This window comes from Streptomyces sp. Ru71, from assembly GCF_002920535.1.
Classification (GTDB): domain Bacteria; phylum Actinomycetota; class Actinomycetes; order Streptomycetales; family Streptomycetaceae; genus Streptomyces.
Genome location: NZ_PQSS01000059.1, coordinates 1 through 15,768, shown reverse-complemented (window position 1 = coordinate 15,768; position 15,768 = coordinate 1). Strand labels below are relative to the sequence as shown.

The following is a 15,768-nucleotide window of genomic DNA, read 5'->3' as shown; positions in this document are numbered from 1 at the left end:
TCAGAATTAAATGCGCTTGCATTGAATGCATGCGCATGGAAGAGTCTGGGTCATGACCTCTCCGCTCAACCCCTCCGCGTCCCCGTCTCCAGCGGTGCGCTGGACTCCCCGGCTGTGGGGCACCCTGCTGGTGCTGTGCGCCGCGATGTTCCTGGACGCGCTGGACGTGTCGATGGTCGGCGTCGCCCTGCCGTCCATCGGCGCCGATCTGGACCTGTCCACCTCGACCCTGCAGTGGATCGTCAGCGGCTACATCCTCGGCTACGGCGGTCTGCTCCTGCTCGGCGGACGCACCGCCGACCTGCTGGGCCGGCGCCAGGTGTTCCTGGTCGCGCTCGGCGTGTTCGCGCTCGCCTCGCTGCTGGGCGGCCTGGTCGACTCCGGTCCGCTGCTGATCGCCAGCCGCTTCATCAAGGGCCTGAGCGCCGCCTTCACCGCGCCGGCCGGCCTGTCGATCATCACCACGACGTTCCCCGAGGGCCCGCTGCGCAACCGCGCCCTGTCCATCTACACCACCTGCGCCGCCACCGGCTTCTCCATGGGCCTGGTGCTGTCCGGCCTGCTCACCGAGGCCAGCTGGCGCCTCACCATGCTGCTGCCCGCGCCCATCGCCCTGATCGCGCTGCTGGCGGGCCTGAAGCTGCTGCCGCGCAGCGCCCGCGAGGAGAACCACCAGGGCTACGACATCCCCGGCGCCGTCCTCGGCACCGCCTCGATGCTGCTGCTGGTCTTCACCGTCGTCCAGGCACCCGAGGTCGGCTGGGCGTCGGCGCGCACGCTGCTGTCGTTCCTCGCCGTGGCCGTGCTGTTGACCGCGTTCGTGCTGGTCGAGCGGCGTTCGGCCGGACCGCTGGTGCGGCTCGGGGTGCTGCGCTCCGGCAACCAGGTGCGCGCCCAGCTCGGCGCGGTGGCGTTCTTCGGGTCCTACGTCGGCTTCCAGTTCCTGACCACGCTGTACATGCAGTCCCTGCTGGGCTGGTCGGCGCTGCACACCGCGCTGGCCTTCCTGCCGGCCGGCGCGCTGGTGGCGGTCTCCTCCACCAAGGTCGGTTCCATCGTCGACCGGTTCGGCACCCGGCGGCTGATCCCGGCCGGATTCGCGCTGATGGTCGCCGGCTACGCCCTGTTCCTGAACGTCGACCTGGACCCGGTGTACGCGGTGGCGATCCTGCCGTCGATGCTGCTGATCGGCGCGGCGTGCGCGCTGGTCTTCCCCTCGCTCAACATCCAGGCCACCAACGGGGTCGAGGACCACGAGCAGGGCATGGTCTCGGGTCTGCTGAACACCTCGGTGCAGGTGGGCGGCGCGATCTTCCTGGCCGTGGTGACGGCGGTGGTCACCGCGAACGCCCCGGAGCACGCCACCCCGCAGGCGGTCCTGGACAGCTACCGCCCCGGGTTCGTAGTGGCCACGGCCATCGCCCTCGCCGGACTCCTGATCAGCCTGACCGGCGTGCGCGAACGCCGCGCGCGGCGCTCGGTCGTGGTCGCCCGGTCCACGGCGACAGAGCCGAAGCCGGACCGCGTCCCGGTCCACGACTAGGGGGCTTCGCCTCATCCTGGGGTGCCCGACGGGTCGCTTGCCCGCCGGGCACCCGGCTGTGTCCCTGCAGGGTTCCGCTGACGCGGTTCCGGCAGTGCGGTCAGCCCAGCCAGCCCGGGCGTACCAAGCCCGACTCGTAGGCCAGGACGACCAGTTGGGCCCGGTCGCGGGCTGCCAGTTTCACCATGGTGCGGCTGACGTGGGTCTTCGCGGTGAGCGGGCTGACCACCAGGCGGCGGGCGATCTCCTCGTTGGACAGGCCGAGCCCGACCAGGGCCAGCACCTCACGCTCCCGCTCGGTGAGCCGGGACAGGGTCTCGGCCGCCGCCGGTTCCTTGGAGCGGGCGGCGAACTCGGCGATCAGCCGGCGGGTCACGCCGGGCGACAGCAGCGCGTCGCCGGCGACCACCGCCCGTACCGCGCGCAGGAGTTCCTCCGGTTCGGTGTCCTTGACCAGGAAGCCGGAGGCACCGGAGCGCAGCGCCTCGAAGACGTACTCGTCGAGTTCGAAGGTGGTGAGCATGACCACCTTGACCTCCGCCAGCCGCTCGTCGTCCGTGATGCGGCGGGTCGCGGCGAGGCCGTCGAGCAGCGGCATGCGGATGTCCATCAGCACGACGTCCGGGCGCAGTTCGGCGACCGCGCGCAGCGCCTCCTCGCCGTCGGCGGCCTCCCCGGCCACCTCGATGTCCGGCTGGGCGTCGAGCAGCGCCCGGAAACCGGCCCGGACCAGTGACTGGTCGTCGGCGAGCAGTACGCGGATCACCGGTCCTCCTGTGCCTTGAGCGGGAGTTCGGCCAGCACCCGCCAGCCTCCGTCGGGGCGCGGCCCCGCCTCGATCGTGCCACCCAGCGCCGCCGCCCGCTCCCGCATCCCGGCCAGCCCGTTGCCGCTGCCACCGGCGTCCGCGCCGGACGCCGGTCCGTCGTCGTCGATCCGCAGCCGCAGCGCCCGCCCGTCGTGACCGAGCCGCACGCGCGCGTGCCGCGACTGCGAGTGCCGTACGACGTTGGTGAGCGCCTCCTGCACGATGCGGAACGCGGCGAGGTCGGCGCCCGGTGCGAGCGGCGGGGCCGTGCCCTCGACGTCGACGGTGAGACCGGCGCTCGCGGCCTGCTCCACCAGTTCCGGCAACCGGTCCAGGCCGGGCGCGGGCGCGCGCGGCGCGGCCCCCGGCGCGCGCAGCGTGTCGAGCACCTGGCGCACCTCGCCCAGCGCCTCCTTGCTCTTGGCCTTGATGGCGGTCAGGGCCTGACGGGCCTGCTCGGGATCGGAGTCCAGCAGCGCCAGTCCGACCCCGGCCTGCACGTTGATCACGGAGATGCTGTGGGCGAGCACGTCGTGCAGTTCGCGGGCGATGCGCAGCCGCTCCTCGTCGGCCCGCCGCTTCGCGGCCTGCGCCCGCTCGGCACGCTCGCGCGCCCACTGCTCGCGGCGGGCCCTGGCCAGTTCGGCGACGGCGGCGAGCGCCACCACCCAGGCGGCGACGACCAGTTCCTGCCCCCAGGGCGCGGCCGCGTCCCCGGACGGCGGCAGCCAGCGGTAGAGCCAGTGCCCGATGAGCACATGCCCGGCCCACAGCATCCCGACGGCCGCCCAGGCGGCCCACCGGCGGCCGGCCAGGATCGCGCTGAAGCAGGCCACGGCGACGGTGAGGAACACCGGGCCGTAGGGGTAGCCGCCGCCCAGATAGACCAGGGTCGCGGCGGCGGTGCCGAAGGCGACCGCCACCGGGTACCGCTTGCGCCACAGCAGGAGCCCGCCCGCGATCACGAGCAGCACGCGCGCGAAGGAGTCGAGCGGGGCGCGGTCGCCGTGCTGCTGGTGTGCGGCGAAGTGCGAGCCGATCAGCACGAAGGCGGTGATCAGCAGGGTCGAGAGCCAGGGCGGGTGGACGTGGCGCTCCTCGTCGTCCCACCGGCCCGCCCACGGCGGCCCGTGCCGCCACCACTGCGGCGGGCCGCCGCGCACACGCTCTCTGTCCATGCCCGCCACGCTAGACGCCGCTCCCGCCGGACGGCGTCAGCCGGGCGAGGTGATCACGGGTACTCCCCGGGAAGTACGCCGCCGGTCGGCGGACGCGGGGGTGCGCCGCCATCCTGGAAACGGGGCCGATGGCGGTGAGGAGAGTGCCGCGATGACGATCGACGTGACGGTGCGGCGGACGATCCCGGTGCCGCCCGAGCGGGTGGCCGCGTACGCCATGGACTGGCGCAACGACAGCCGCTGGACCCAGGGCATCCGCCGGGCCGAGCTGACCCGGCCGGCGGGGCCGGGCGGCTTCGGCACGGGCGCCGAGGTCACGCGCACGGCGTACTTCCTGGGGCGGCGCATCGACTATGTGCTGCGCGTGGCCGCGTACGAGCCGCCGCGGCTGCTGGACATGGTCTCCGTGGCCGGACCCATGCCGATGCACGTGACGTACACCTTCACGCCCGACGCGCGCGGCACACTGGCCGCCCTCCGGGTGCGCGGCGGCCCGGGCGGCCTGTTCCGGCTGGCCCGGCCCCTGCTGGCCCGCCAGGTCCGCTCCTCCCTCACCAAGGACCTGCGCGACCTCGAACGCCGGCTGACCGAGCGGGAAGGAGACGGGTGATGGCGTACGACGAGGGGCTGGCCGAGCGGGTCCGGGCGCTGCTGGGCACCGGTCCGGACATCGCCGAGAAGCGCATGTTCGGCGGGCTGGCCTTCCTGCTGCGCGGCAACATGGCCGTCGGGGTGACCGGCGACGACCTCATGGTGCGGGTCGGGCCGGACGCCACCGATGCGGCTCTGGCCCGGCCGGGGACGCGGCTCTTCGACATGACCGGCCGCCCGATGCGCGGCTGGGTGGTGATCGCCGGGCAGGCCGTGGCCGAGGACGACGCGCTCCGCGCGTGGGTCGCCCAGGGGCGGGACTTCGCGGCGGGCCTGCCGCCCAAGTGAGGGCCCCTCCGGTCGCCGCGCGGCGTGCACGAGGCAGCGGGTGAGGGGCTCAGGCGCGGGGCAGGCCGACGCTCTCCGCCAGCCGTGCCACCGCGTGCCGGAAGAACTCCTCCCGCTCCTCCACCACCCGGTTGAACTGGCCGAACAGCTCGAAGCTCACCAGGCCGAACAGCTGCGCCCAGGCCGCCACCAGCGCGGTCACCGTCTGCGGCGGCAGCTCGGGCGCGAGGTCGGCCGCCATGCGCTCGGCTTCGGGGCGCAGCGCGGACGACAGGGGCGGCTCCGTCAGGGTCCCCTCGCGGTGGGCGTCGCCGGCGAGCGTGAGGAAGAGGCGCCCGACCCGGGCGGCGGGCGGCACGGTCGTCTGCGGCGCGCTGTATCCGGGGACGGGCGAGCCGTAGATCAGGGCGTACTCGTGGGGGTGCGCGAGCGCCCAGTGGCGTACGGCTTCGCACACCGCCGTCCAGCGTCGTGTCACCGGGGCGCCGGCGACCGCCGCGTGCGCCGACTCGGCGGCCTCGCCGAGGGAGTCGTAGGCGTCGATGATGAGCGCGGTCAGCAGGTCGTCGCGGCTGGGGAAGTAGCGGTAGAGCGCGGAGGAGACCATGCCGAGGGCGCGCGCCACCGCACGCAGCGACAGCTTGGCCGCGCCTTCCTCGGCGAGCTGTCTGCGCGCCTCGTCCTTGATGGCCGCGGTGATCTCGATCCTGGCCCGGGCCCGGGCGCCGCGTGCGATGTCGCTGCTCATGACACCCAGTCTGCCACGAGGGAGAGCAGCGCACACATTTGTGAGCACTGCTCTTGCATTGCCGTGCCGACCGCGCCAGACTGGGGTGAGCGAGAGCAGTGCTCACACTGCGAGAGCACCGCTCACTTTCCTTGGAGGCTGCCATGTCCGCACACGTCCGCAAGCCCGGCTGGTTCACCGTGAACGTCCTCAACCGCGCGGTCGCCTGGCTGACCCGCCGGGGCCTGAGCGTGTGGGGCTCCCGCGTGCTCGCCGTGCGCGGCCGCAAGAGCGGCCAGTGGCGCACCACCCCGGTCAACCTGCTCACGGTGGACGGCGCGCAGTACCTCGTCGCCCCGCGCGGACATGTGCAGTGGACGCACAACATGCGCGCCGCCGGCGGCGGTGAGCTGCGCCTCGGCCGCCAGGTGGAGGTGTTCGCCGCCACCGAGCTGCCCGACGACGACAAGGCGCCGATCCTGCGCGCCTACCTCAAGCGGTGGAAGGCCGAGGTCGGCGTCTTCTTCGACGGGGTGGGCCCGGACTCCTCCGACGCCGAGCTGCGCCGGATCGCCCCCGACCACCCCGTCTTCCGCGTCACCGTCACGAACTGACCTCGCCCGGCGCGGAGCCGGACTCCTCGCGCACCGGTGCGGACTCGCCCGCCACGCCCTCGGCCGCTGCGGCCTGGCGCCGGTCCAGCGCGGTCAGCGCGCGGTGGGCGATCGGCCGGGTGCGGACGATCTCCCCCAGCGACGTGGAGCCCCGGGTGATCTCCATGAACGCCCGCCACGCCGGACGCAGTCCGGTCAGGGCGGCGTGGAAGACACCGGGGCGCCGCTCGAACACGGACAGCAGCCGCTTGCCGACGGCCATCTCCACGCCGAGCCCGGCCTTCACGGCGAACGCGTAGTTCAGGGCCTGGCGGCGGGTGTCCACCGCGTCGTGCGCCTCGGCGATGCGCACCGCCCACTCCCCCGCGAGCCGGCCCGAGCGCAGCGCGAAGGAGATGCCCTCACGGGTCCACGGCTCCAGCAGCCCGGCCGCGTCCCCGCACACCAGCACGCGCCCCCGCGAGAGCGGCGAGTCGTCGGCACGGCAGCGGGTCAGATGGCCGGAGGAGACGGCCGGCTCGAAACCGGCGAGGCCCAGGCGGCCGATGAAGTCCTCCAGGTAGCGCTTGGTGGCGGCACCCTCGCCGCGCGCCGAGATCACACCGACCGTGAGCGTGTCGCCCTTGGGGAACACCCAGCCGTAACTGCCGGGCAGCGGGCCCCAGTCCAGCAGCACCCGACCCTTCCAGTCGTCGGCGACGGTCCGCGGCACCGGGATCTCCGCCTCCAGGCCGAGGTCGACCTGGTCGAGCTTGACGCCCACGTGGGCTCCTATCCGGCTGGCGCTGCCGTCGGCGCCGACGACCGCCCGGGCCAGCAGCGTCTCACCGCCCTGGAGCACCACCGCGACCGTGCGCCGGTCGGGAACGGCCGCGCCGTGCTGCTCGACGCGCTGCACCGTGGCACCGGTGCGCAGCTCGGCGCCCGCCTTCTGGGCGTGCTCGACGAGCCGCTGGTCGAACTCGGGCCTGTTCACCAGCCCGAACAGCATCTGCTTGGAGCGCCGGGTGCGGGTGAAACGGCCGTCCAGGGAAAACGTCACCGCGTGCACCCGGTCCATCAGCGGCAGCTCGAAGCCGGGCGGGAGCGCGTCGCGCGAGGGGCCGATGATGCCGCCGCCGCAGGTCTTGTAGCGGGGCAGTTCGGCCTTCTCCAGCAGCAGCACGCGCCGCCCCGCGACAGCCGCCGCGTAGGCCGCCGAGGCTCCCGCGGGCCCGGCACCCACCACGACGACGTCCCACACCTGCCGCCCGTCGCCCGCCGAAGAGTTCTCGCTGCTCACGATGGTCTACCGCTCCCGATCACGCCGCTGCCGCTGCTGCCACAGGCATCCTACGGCGGAGATCGTCCGGGGCCGCTGTGGGAGGATCGGCAGCACTCACCTGTAGGACAACGTCGCACCCACGAGGAGCGTGCCCATGTCGTCGCATCCGGTCGCCGAGACCGTCGCCTCGCTGATGCCCCGGGCCCGGGCGGAACTCGCCGAGCTGGTGGCCTTCAAGTCGGTGGCGGACTTCGCGCAGTTCCCGAAGAGCGAGAGCGAGGGCGCCGCCCGCTGGGTCGCCGACGCGCTCACCGCCGAGGGCTTCACGGACGTGGCGCTGCTGGACACCCCGGACGGCACGCAGTCGGTGTACGGCTACCTGCCCGGGCCGGAGGGCGCGAAGACCGTGCTGCTGTACGCCCACTACGACGTGCAGCCCCCGCTGGACGAGGCCGGCTGGGTCACCCCGCCGTTCGAGCTGACCGAGCGCGACGGCCGCTGGTACGGCCGGGGCGCCGCCGACTGCAAGGGCGGCGTCATCATGCACCTGCTCGCGCTGCGCGCGCTGAAGGCGAACGGCGGCATACCGGTCAACGTGAAGGTGATCGCCGAGGGCTCGGAGGAGCAGGGCACGGGCGGCCTGGAGCGCTACGCCGAGCAGCACCCGGAGCTGCTCGCGGCCGACACGATCGTGATCGGCGACGCCGGCAACTTCCGCGTCGGCCTGCCGACGGTGACCACCACCCTGCGCGGCATGACCCTGGTCCGGGTGCAGGTCGACACGCTGGAGGGCAACCTGCACTCCGGCCAGTTCGGCGGCGCCGCCCCGGACGCGCTGGCCGCGCTGATCCGGGTGCTGGACTCGCTGCGTGCCGAGGACGGCTCCACCACGGTCGACGGACTGGCCGGCGAGGCCGCCTGGGAGGGCCTGCAGTACGACGAGGAGCAGTTCCGCAAGGACGCCAAGGTGCTCGACGGCGTGGAGCTGATCGGCTCCGGCACGGTCGCCGACCGCATCTGGGCCCGCCCGGCCGTCACCGTCCTCGGCATCGACTGCCCGCCGGTGGTCGGCGCCACCCCGTCGGTGCAGGCGAGCGCCCGCGCCCTGATCAGCCTGCGGGTGCCGCCGGGCGTGGACGCGGCCGAGGCCACCAAGCTGCTCCAGGCGCACGTGGAGGCGCACACCCCGTGGGGCGCCCGGGTCGCGGTGGAGCAGATCGGCCAGGGCCAGGCGTTCCGCGCCGACGCCGCCAGCCCCGCCTACCAGGCGATGGCCGACGCGATGGCCGTGGCCTACCCGGGCCAGGAGATGCAGTACGCCGGCCAGGGCGGCTCCATCCCGCTGTGCAACACCCTGGCCGCGCTCTACCCGCAGGCGGAGATCCTGCTGATCGGGCTGAGCGAGCCCGAGGCGCAGATCCACGCCGTCAACGAGAGCGTGTCGCCCGAGGAGCTGGAGCGGCTGTCGGTCGCCGAGGCGCTGTTCCTGCGCAACTACGCGGGCGGCTGACCGGCTCTGCCCACGGCACTGGGCCCCTCGCCGCGCGGTGAGGGGCCCTTGCGTTCCCCCCATGGACGTCATCGAGCTGCTCCCCCGGCTGCATCTGCTGCGCTTCCCCGTCGACCAGGCCTGCCTCTGGCGGGACGGGGAGGACGACCTGACGCAGATCGACGCGGGACCGGCGGGCTCGGGCGCCGCGATCGGCGGCGCCATCAGATCGCCCGGCCGGGACCCCGGCACTGTCCGACGGATCGACGCCGCCCGCCCGGGTCGTGGAGGTGTCCGGCGGGGACCTCCTCGGCCTCGGCGGCGGTGCCCGCGTCGTGCACGCCCCGGGCACACCGACGGCACCGTCATGCCGGGGGTGTTCGACCTGGACGAGGAGCGGGCGCTCGCCTCCCTGCGGGAGCAGGCCGGGCTGGAGACGGAGCCGGCCTGTCTCGGCCACGGGGAGGCGGTGACCGTCGAGGCCGGTGCGGCGCCGCGGGCCACCGCGGACCAGTACGCCTGACCGTCACCCGACGGGTGTGCCCGCCTCCAGATACAGGGCGGCGCCCCGCTCGCGGGCGCGCAGGGCCCAGCGCAGGCGCTCGTAGCGGACCGGGGGGAGCAGCCCGGCGGCCTCCTCCTCGGTGACGAACCGCCACCCGCGCAGTTCGGGCCCGGGCAGCAGCATCCGGCGGGCCGTGGCGGAGTCGAGGCGGCCGCCGTCGAAGAGCAGCCGCAGGCCGCCGTAGCCGGGGGGAGCCGGCCGCTCCCAGTCGACGACGAGGAGGCGGGGCACCTCGTCGAGCCGTATCCCGGTCTCCTCCGCGACCTCACGCATGCCCGCGCGGGCCGGTGCCTCGCCGGGCTCGACGACTCCGCCGGGGAACTCCCAGCCGGCCTTGTAGGTGGGGTCGACGAGCAGCACCCGGTCCTGCTCGTCGAAGAGGAGGACACCGGCGGCCAGGGTCTCGGCGGTGGGCTCCGGGGTCTGCACGATGTCGCACACGGGGGCGGTGCCGCTGCCGACCGCCTCGGCGATCCGCACGGCGGTCTGGTACGGCGTGAGGGCGCCGGTGTCGAGGAGGTGGGCGTCGGCGGTGAGCCAGGAGGCCAGCGCCGCGCGGTAGGGCTCGATGTGGTCGTAGGCCCACTGCCGGACGCGTATCTCGCCGTCCGGGAGGTCCGGCGGTACCGGGCGCTGGGCTATTCGTTCGCGCAGGATCGTTTCAGCCGGGGCGAGGAGGATGTGCCGTACCTCGATCCGACGGGCGGCGAGGCCGCCGAAGATCTCGTCCCGGTACTCCTGGCGCAGCAGGGTCATGGGGACCACCAGGGTGCCGCCCAGCTCGGCGAGCATCGCGGCCGCGGTGTCGATGACGAGCCGGCGCCAGATCGGCAGGTCCTGGAAGTCGCCGACCTCGGCGAGGCGTTTGGGCGGCAGCAGGTGCTGGAGTGCTCCGCCGATGAACTCGGGGTCGAAGAGCGTGCTGTTCGGGATCAGGTCGATCAGTTCGCGCGCGGTGGTGGACTTCCCCGCACCGAACGCACCGTTGATCCAGACGACGGTCACGGTTCCCCCTCTTCTGTTGGCCCCCTGTGGCTTGCCCGCTCCACCCTGCCACGGAAACCAGGCCCAGTTGAGGGCGCGTGAAACGGCGGTGCCGCCCCCTCGCGCATCCACGCGCCAGGAGGGCGGCACCGCCGCTGACCGGGTCCTGGTCAGTTGAGTCCGCCGAGCGCGCCCTCATCGACGTCGAGGCTGTCCTGGGCGACGGTGTGGTCCAGGGTGCTCAGGGTGTCGTCCACGTTCAGGTTCGTCAGGTCGTCGGCGTCCAGACCGTGCGACGGGGTGATCGCGGCGACGACGAACCCGGTGGCGAGGGAGGCGATGGCGAGCATGCTGCGCTTCTTCATGCCCGGCTCAACTGCGCAGACGGATTTAGGTCACGCGCCCGGCTCCCACCTCCGACGGACCGCGGCTTCAGACGCCGACACCCCACCTCTTCCAACAGACTCCGACATCTTCTACCGTGAACCCACAAAGAATGACAGGAGCATGACGTCATTTCGGTTCGGGAGCTCGGAGGAAACGTAACGATGCGTCACCTTCCCACCCGCACATCGCACCGAAGACTCGCCGGGGTGCTCACCGCGGCGCTGCTGTGCACGGCCGGCCTCGCCGCCCCCGCCGTCGCGGCACCGGTCGCCGCACCGGACGCCGCGCCCGCCGCGGACGCGCCCGCCCTCGCCGACGGCCTGGCCCTCACCCCGCCGATGGGCTTCAACAACTGGAACTCCACCCACTGCCGGGCCGAGTTCGACGAGACGATGGTCAAGGGCATCGCGGACCTCTTCGTCGCCAAGGGCCTCAAGGCGGCCGGCTACCAGTACGTCAACCTCGACGACTGCTGGGCGCTGCCGGGGCGGGACGCGGACGGCAAGCTGGTGCCCGACCCGGCCCGCTTCCCCAACGGCATCAAGGCGGTCGCGGACTACGTCCACGCCAAGGGCCTCAAGCTCGGCATCTACACCAGCGCCGGCACCAAGACGTGCAGCAACATCGGCTTCCCCGGCGCGCTGGGCCACGAGTACAGCGACGCCCGGCAGTTCGCCGACTGGGGTGTGGACTACCTCAAGTACGACAACTGCAACAACCAGGGAGTGGACGCCCGGCAGCGCTACCGCACCATGCGCGACGCGCTGAAGGCCACCGGGCGGCCCATCGTCTACAGCATCTGCGAGTGGGGCGAGAACCGGCCCTGGGAGTGGGCCGCGGACGTCGGCCACCTGTGGCGCACCACCGGCGACATCTCCGACAGCTGGGGCTCGATGCTGGCCATCGCCAAGCGGAACCTGCCGCTCGCCCCCTACGCCGGTCCCGGTCACTGGAACGACCCCGACATGCTGGAGGTCGGCAACGGCGGCATGACCGACACCGAATACCGCTCGCACTTCTCCCTGTGGTCGGTCATGGCCGCGCCGCTGCTCATCGGCACCGACCTGCGCAAGGCCACGGACGCGACGTACGAGATCCTCGGCAACAAGGAGGTCATCGCCGTCGACCAGGACCCGCTGGGCAAGCAGGGCACCGTCGTCTCCTCGGCCGGCGGACGCTGGGTGATCGCCAAGCAGATGAAGGACGGCAGCCGCGCCGTCGCCCTGTTCAACGAGTCGTCCACGGCCCAGCGCATCGCCACGACCGCGCAGGCCGTCGGACTGCCGGCCGCCGACGGCTACACACTGCGCGACCTGTGGCGGCACACGTCCTACAACACAGCCGGCACCATCGCGGCCACCGTCCCGGCGCACGGCACGGTCCTGGTCCGCGTCGCCGCCGACGACGCCTGGGCCGCACAGCCGCCGGCCGTCGAGTCCGGCCTGGAGGGCGGCGCGTTCATCGAGGCGGGCAAGCCGGTCACGGTGACCTCGACGGCCACCGACCTCGGCCGCACCCCGGCCCGCGCTGTCTCCGTCGCCCTGACGGGTCCCGCGGGCTGGACCGTGCGCGCGACCTCGCCCAGCACGGCGGCCTCCCTGCCGACCGGACGCTCCCTGCGCACCGGCTGGACGGTCACCGCTCCCGCCGGGACGCCGACGGGGTCGTACGACCTGACGCTGACGACCAGTTACCGCTCACCCACAGGCGTGCCCGTGGCCAATGCGGTGACCCTGACGGCGTCCGTGGTCGTGCCTCCGCCCGCCGGGGTGTCGTATCTGGGCGATCTGCCGTGGCTGTCGGCCGACAGCGGCTGGGGACCGGTGGAGCGCAACACCAGCAACGGGGAGAGCGCGGCCGGTGACGGGCATCCGATCACCATCGGCGGTGCGGTGTACGCCAAGGGGCTCGGCGTGCACGCGCCCAGCACGGTCGCCTACTACACCGGCCGCTCCTGCACGACGGTCAGCGCGGCCGTCGGCGTGGACGACGAGAAGGGCGCCAACGGGACGGTCGCCTTCGAGGTGCGCGCGGACGGCAGAACGGTCGCCTCGACCGGGGTGCTGACCAACGCGATGCCCGCGCAGACCCTCACCGCGGACGTCTCCGGCGCCCAGGTGGTGGAACTGGTGGTCACCGACGGCGGCGACGGCGTCGACTCCGACCACGCGGACTGGGCGGACGCCCGCCTGAGCTGCTGACCGCACACGGCCCGGACGGTGGCCCTCAGACCCCCGCGGCAGTGGCGCCCGCCACCCCGGTGAGCGCGGCCGCGGCCGCGCCGACCAGGCCGGCGTCGGTGCCCATCTCGGCCGGGGCCACCGTCAGGTGCCGCACGAAGGACAACGTCGCGTAGTCGGCCAGGGACCGGCGCAGAGGGGCGAACAGCACCTCGCCGGCCTTGCCCACGCCCCCACCGATCACCGCGATGTCGATCTCGGCCAGGGTCGCGGTGGCCGCGATGCCGGCGGCCAGCGCCTGGGCGGCCCGCTCGAAGGAGGCGACGGCCACCGGGTCCCCGGCGCGCGCGGCGGCGGCCACGGCGGCGGCCGAGGTGTCGCCGTCGGGGCCGGGCCGCCAGCCGTGCTCCAGGGCGCGGCGGGCGATGTTCGGACCGCTGGCGATGCGCTCGACGCAGCCGCGCGAGCCGCACGGGCACGGGTCGCCGTCCAGGTCGACGCTGATGTGGCCGATGTGGCCCGCGTTGCCGGTGGGCCCGGGGTGCAGCCGGCCGCCCAGCACCAGGCCGCCGCCGACGCCGGTCGAGACCACCATGCACAGCGCGTTGGCGTGGCCCCGGGCCGCGCCCTGCCAGTGCTCGGCGGCCGTGATCGCCACGCCGTCGCCGATCAGCTCCACCGGAAGGCCGCCGGTCACCGCGCGGACCTGCGCCACCAGCGGGAAGTCCCGCCAGCCGGGGATGTTCACCGGGCTGACCGTGCCCGTGGAGGCGTCCACCGGTCCGGCGCTGCCGATGCCGAGCGCCTGCGCGCGCCCCCACAGCGGCGACACCGTCAGCTCCGCGAGCACCTCCTCGACGGCCCGCATGACGGTGTCGCCGTCCTCCCGGGCGGGGGTCGGGCGCTGGGCGCGCACCAGGATCGAGCCGCGGCCGTCGACCAGCGCGCCGGCGATCTTGGTGCCGCCGATGTCGAGCGCGGCGACGAGGTCGGTGGTCATCGGTGTCGGATCTCCCCGTTCGGCAACAACGGCAGTATCGGCGGTGGGAACCGGGCGAAAACCCGGAGGGCAGCCGGCCGGCCGGGGGTGGGGCGTGGGCCGGAGTCTGCGGTGGACAGTCTCTCCCGCGCGTGACAACGTTGTCCAGGCTCTATGCTCGACGCCACATCCTCATACAAGCCCATGGACCACCGCATCCCGCGCAAGTCGATGGGACCCACCGCCCCCCGTGGACGACAGGACAGGACAGCGCACCGTGCCCGAGACCGCCCGCAGCACCGCCCGCCTCGCCGATCGCCTGCCCGGCAGCCGGTACGGCAACCGTCCCACGATGAAGGACGTCGCGGCCCGTGCCGGAGTCGGTCTGAAGACCGTCTCCCGGGTCGTCAACGGCGAGCCCGGCGTCACCCCGGACACCGAGCGGCGCGTCCAGGAGGCCATCGAGGCGCTGGGCTTCCGGCGCAACGACAGCGCGCGGGTGCTGCGCAAGGGCCGCACGGCGAGCATCGGGCTGGTCCTGGAGGACCTCGCCGACCCGTTCTACGGCCCGCTCAGCCGCGCGGTGGAGGAGGTGGCCCGCGCGCACGGGGCGCTGCTGATCAACGGCTCCAGCGCCGAGGACCCGGACCGCGAGCAGGAGCTCGCCCTGGCACTGTGCGCGCGGCGGGTGGACGGTCTCGTGGTGATCCCGGCCGGAGACGACCACCGCTACCTGGAGCCGGAGATCAGGGCGGGCGTGGCGACGGTGTTCGTGGACCGCCCGGCGGGCCGGATCGACGCCGACTGCGTGCTGTCGGACAACTTCGGCGGCGCCCGCGACGGCGTGGCCCACCTCATCGCCCACGGGCACCGCAGGATCGGCTTCATCGGCGACATGCCGCGCATCCACACGGCCGCGGAGCGACTGCGCGGCTACCGAGCGGCCATGGAAGACGCCGGAATACCACTGACAGACTCCTGGATGTCACTGGGCGCCACCGACCCCGAGCGGGTGCGCCGGGCGGCCGAGCAGATGCTGTCGGGCCCCGAGCCCGTCACCGCGATCTTCACCGGCAACAACCGGGTCACCGTCACCGTCATCCGTGTCCTCGCGGCCCACGACCGCCGGGTGGCGCTCGTCGGCTTCGACGACGTCGAACTGGCCGATCTGCTCCAGCCGGGCCTCACCGTGGTCGCGCAGGACGCGGCGGCCCTGGGCCGCACCGCAGCCGAGCGCCTCTTCCGCCAGCTGGACGGCGACCTGATCGCCCCCGAGCGGGTCGAGCTGCCGACCCGGCTGATCACCCGGGGGTCCGGCGAGCTTCCCCCGGCCTGCTGAGGCGCCGGTGGTGGACTTCACGCTGGCCGCGCTCGGCCTGGCCCAGGTGCCACGGGAGAACCCGCTGCTGTATCCCGGCGCCTGGCCGCGCGAGTCGGGCCTGCTCGACGGGGACCGCCTCCTCCCCCTGGACCGCCTGGTACACGACGACCGCGCCCCTGTCCTGACCGTGGGCTCCAACGCCTGCCCCGGCCAGCTCCGGCACAAGCTGGACGAGTTCTCGGTCACCACGCCGGTCCCGATGGTGCTCGCACGGGTGAGCGGCGTGGACGTCGGCGTCTCCGCGCACGTCAGCCGCATGGGATACGTGTCGGCCTCGCCGATCCACTCCCCCACCACGGTCCGGGACCTGTTCGTCATCTGGCTGGACGCCGAGCAGCTGGCCGTCATCGACACCAGCGAGGGCGTACCCCGCCCGGACGGCAACTTCCACCGCGTGTGGCTACCCGCCCCGGACGTACGCGTGGAACTGGCGGACGGCCGGATCCTCCCGGGCGTGTACTCCTACGTCAACCGCCACGGCGTCCTGCGCGGCGGCACGGAAGCACCACGCGGCCACCCAGGCCAGCGCCCCCTGCTCACCGAGCTACTACGAAGCTCGCCACGGCTCAGGGAACTGTTCGGCAACACACCCGAGGAGTTCTGCGCCCGCGCCCGAGCCGACGCACACCTGTGCGCACGGGGAACGCGAGTACTGGCCGAGGAGAACCTGGTCACCACATCCGGCCTGGAACAGTACGCGGACGGCCACCCGGGCGAGGGCTCATCGCTG

The 15,768-nt window shown here is 73.6% G+C and carries 16 protein-coding genes; 9 read left to right on the top strand and 7 right to left on the bottom strand.

Translation table 11 applies throughout. The features are described 5' to 3' along the window. Window positions 1–52: 52 nt before the first annotated feature. Complete coding sequence (locus C3489_RS27550) at window positions 53–1,543, top strand: MFS transporter (RefSeq protein WP_103784782.1); 1,491 nt, start codon at window positions 53–55, stop codon at window positions 1,541–1,543. Between the two features lie 100 nt (window positions 1,544–1,643). Here the strand turns inward: C3489_RS27550 and C3489_RS27545 are convergent, their stop codons facing one another. Both C3489_RS27545 and C3489_RS27540 read right to left on the bottom strand, forming a co-directional pair. Then, the gene (locus C3489_RS27545; RefSeq protein WP_103784781.1) at window positions 1,644–2,309 is read right to left on the bottom strand and encodes a response regulator transcription factor; all 666 of its coding nucleotides are present in this window, start codon (window positions 2,307–2,309) and stop codon (window positions 1,644–1,646) included. Continuing rightward, window positions 2,306–3,529, bottom strand: a complete 1,224-nt coding sequence (locus tag C3489_RS27540) for a sensor histidine kinase (protein ID WP_103784780.1) — start codon at window positions 3,527–3,529, stop codon at window positions 2,306–2,308. The genes C3489_RS27545 and C3489_RS27540 overlap by 4 nt, the downstream gene beginning before the upstream one ends. A gap of 151 nt (window positions 3,530–3,680) precedes the next feature. Between C3489_RS27540 and C3489_RS27535 the strand changes: the two genes are divergently transcribed. Beyond that, entirely contained in the window at window positions 3,681–4,139 is a 459-nt protein-coding gene (locus tag C3489_RS27535) for an SRPBCC family protein (RefSeq protein WP_103784779.1), read from the top strand. Next, window positions 4,139–4,468, top strand: a complete 330-nt coding sequence (locus C3489_RS27530) for a TfoX/Sxy family protein (protein WP_103784778.1) — start codon at window positions 4,139–4,141, stop codon at window positions 4,466–4,468. The genes C3489_RS27535 and C3489_RS27530 overlap by 1 nt, the downstream gene beginning before the upstream one ends. Window positions 4,469–4,517: 49 nt before the next feature. On the opposite strand, the gene C3489_RS27525 is transcribed toward C3489_RS27530, so the two are convergent. Then, the gene (locus C3489_RS27525; RefSeq protein WP_103784777.1) at window positions 4,518–5,216 is read right to left on the bottom strand and encodes a TetR/AcrR family transcriptional regulator; all 699 of its coding nucleotides are present in this window, start codon (window positions 5,214–5,216) and stop codon (window positions 4,518–4,520) included. A gap of 143 nt (window positions 5,217–5,359) precedes the next feature. Between C3489_RS27525 and C3489_RS27520 the strand changes: the two genes are divergently transcribed. Further along, window positions 5,360–5,809, top strand: coding sequence for a nitroreductase family deazaflavin-dependent oxidoreductase (locus tag C3489_RS27520; protein ID WP_103784776.1), 450 nt, complete (start codon window positions 5,360–5,362; stop codon window positions 5,807–5,809). Here the strand turns inward: C3489_RS27520 and C3489_RS27515 are convergent. After that, window positions 5,799–7,091 (bottom strand): geranylgeranyl reductase family protein, encoded by a 1,293-nt coding sequence (locus C3489_RS27515; protein WP_103784775.1) that lies wholly within the window; start codon window positions 7,089–7,091, stop codon window positions 5,799–5,801. The genes C3489_RS27520 and C3489_RS27515 overlap by 11 nt on opposite strands. 136 nt (window positions 7,092–7,227) lie before the next feature. Between C3489_RS27515 and C3489_RS27510 the strand changes: the two genes are divergently transcribed. Both C3489_RS27510 and C3489_RS27505 read left to right on the top strand, forming a co-directional pair. Beyond that, window positions 7,228–8,583, top strand: a complete 1,356-nt coding sequence (locus C3489_RS27510) for a dipeptidase (protein WP_103784774.1) — start codon at window positions 7,228–7,230, stop codon at window positions 8,581–8,583. A gap of 61 nt (window positions 8,584–8,644) precedes the next feature. Then, the gene (locus tag C3489_RS27505) at window positions 8,645–9,085 is read left to right on the top strand and encodes a hypothetical protein (RefSeq protein WP_219821987.1); all 441 of its coding nucleotides are present in this window, start codon (window positions 8,645–8,647) and stop codon (window positions 9,083–9,085) included. 3 nt (window positions 9,086–9,088) lie between these two features. Here the strand turns inward: C3489_RS27505 and C3489_RS27500 are convergent, their stop codons facing one another. Further along, window positions 9,089–10,132, bottom strand: coding sequence for an NUDIX hydrolase (locus tag C3489_RS27500; protein WP_103784773.1), 1,044 nt, complete (start codon window positions 10,130–10,132; stop codon window positions 9,089–9,091). Window positions 10,133–10,281: 149 nt separating this feature from the next. Further along, entirely contained in the window at window positions 10,282–10,476 is a 195-nt protein-coding gene (locus C3489_RS27495) for a hypothetical protein (protein ID WP_103784772.1), read from the bottom strand. 183 nt (window positions 10,477–10,659) lie between these two features. Between C3489_RS27495 and C3489_RS27490 the strand changes: the two genes are divergently transcribed. After that, a complete protein-coding gene (locus C3489_RS27490; protein ID WP_103784771.1) occupies window positions 10,660–12,699 on the top strand; it encodes an NPCBM/NEW2 domain-containing protein in 2,040 nt (679 codons plus the stop codon). 25 nt (window positions 12,700–12,724) lie between these two features. Here the strand turns inward: C3489_RS27490 and C3489_RS27485 are convergent, their stop codons facing one another. Then, window positions 12,725–13,678: an ROK family protein gene (locus C3489_RS27485; RefSeq protein ID WP_103784770.1), complete on the bottom strand. Its 954-nt coding sequence runs from the start codon at window positions 13,676–13,678 to the stop codon at window positions 12,725–12,727. 229 nt (window positions 13,679–13,907) lie between these two features. Here C3489_RS27485 and C3489_RS27480 point away from each other — a divergent pair, with 229 nt between their 5' ends. After that, entirely contained in the window at window positions 13,908–14,996 is a 1,089-nt protein-coding gene (locus tag C3489_RS27480) for a LacI family DNA-binding transcriptional regulator (RefSeq protein ID WP_103784769.1), read from the top strand. Between the two features lie 7 nt (window positions 14,997–15,003). Further along, a partial coding sequence (locus C3489_RS27475; protein ID WP_103784809.1) for a hypothetical protein occupies window positions 15,004–15,768 on the top strand: 765 nt, incomplete at its 3' end.

Coding starts and splice junctions, on each gene's coding strand:
- C3489_RS27550 (WP_103784782.1), top strand. CDS start 53: ATGACCTCTCCGCTCAACCCCTCCGCGTCCCCGTCTCCAGCGGTGCGC.
- C3489_RS27540 (WP_103784780.1), bottom strand. CDS start 3,529: ATGGACAGAGAGCGTGTGCGCGGCGGCCCGCCGCAGTGGTGGCGGCAC.
- C3489_RS27535 (WP_103784779.1), top strand. CDS start 3,681: ATGACGATCGACGTGACGGTGCGGCGGACGATCCCGGTGCCGCCCGAG.
- C3489_RS27530 (WP_103784778.1), top strand. CDS start 4,139: ATGGCGTACGACGAGGGGCTGGCCGAGCGGGTCCGGGCGCTGCTGGGC.
- C3489_RS27525 (WP_103784777.1), bottom strand. CDS start 5,216: ATGAGCAGCGACATCGCACGCGGCGCCCGGGCCCGGGCCAGGATCGAG.
- C3489_RS27520 (WP_103784776.1), top strand. CDS start 5,360: ATGTCCGCACACGTCCGCAAGCCCGGCTGGTTCACCGTGAACGTCCTC.
- C3489_RS27510 (WP_103784774.1), top strand. CDS start 7,228: ATGTCGTCGCATCCGGTCGCCGAGACCGTCGCCTCGCTGATGCCCCGG.
- C3489_RS27505 (WP_219821987.1), top strand. CDS start 8,645: ATGGACGTCATCGAGCTGCTCCCCCGGCTGCATCTGCTGCGCTTCCCC.
- C3489_RS27495 (WP_103784772.1), bottom strand. CDS start 10,476: ATGAAGAAGCGCAGCATGCTCGCCATCGCCTCCCTCGCCACCGGGTTC.
- C3489_RS27490 (WP_103784771.1), top strand. CDS start 10,660: ATGCGTCACCTTCCCACCCGCACATCGCACCGAAGACTCGCCGGGGTG.
- C3489_RS27485 (WP_103784770.1), bottom strand. CDS start 13,678: ATGACCACCGACCTCGTCGCCGCGCTCGACATCGGCGGCACCAAGATC.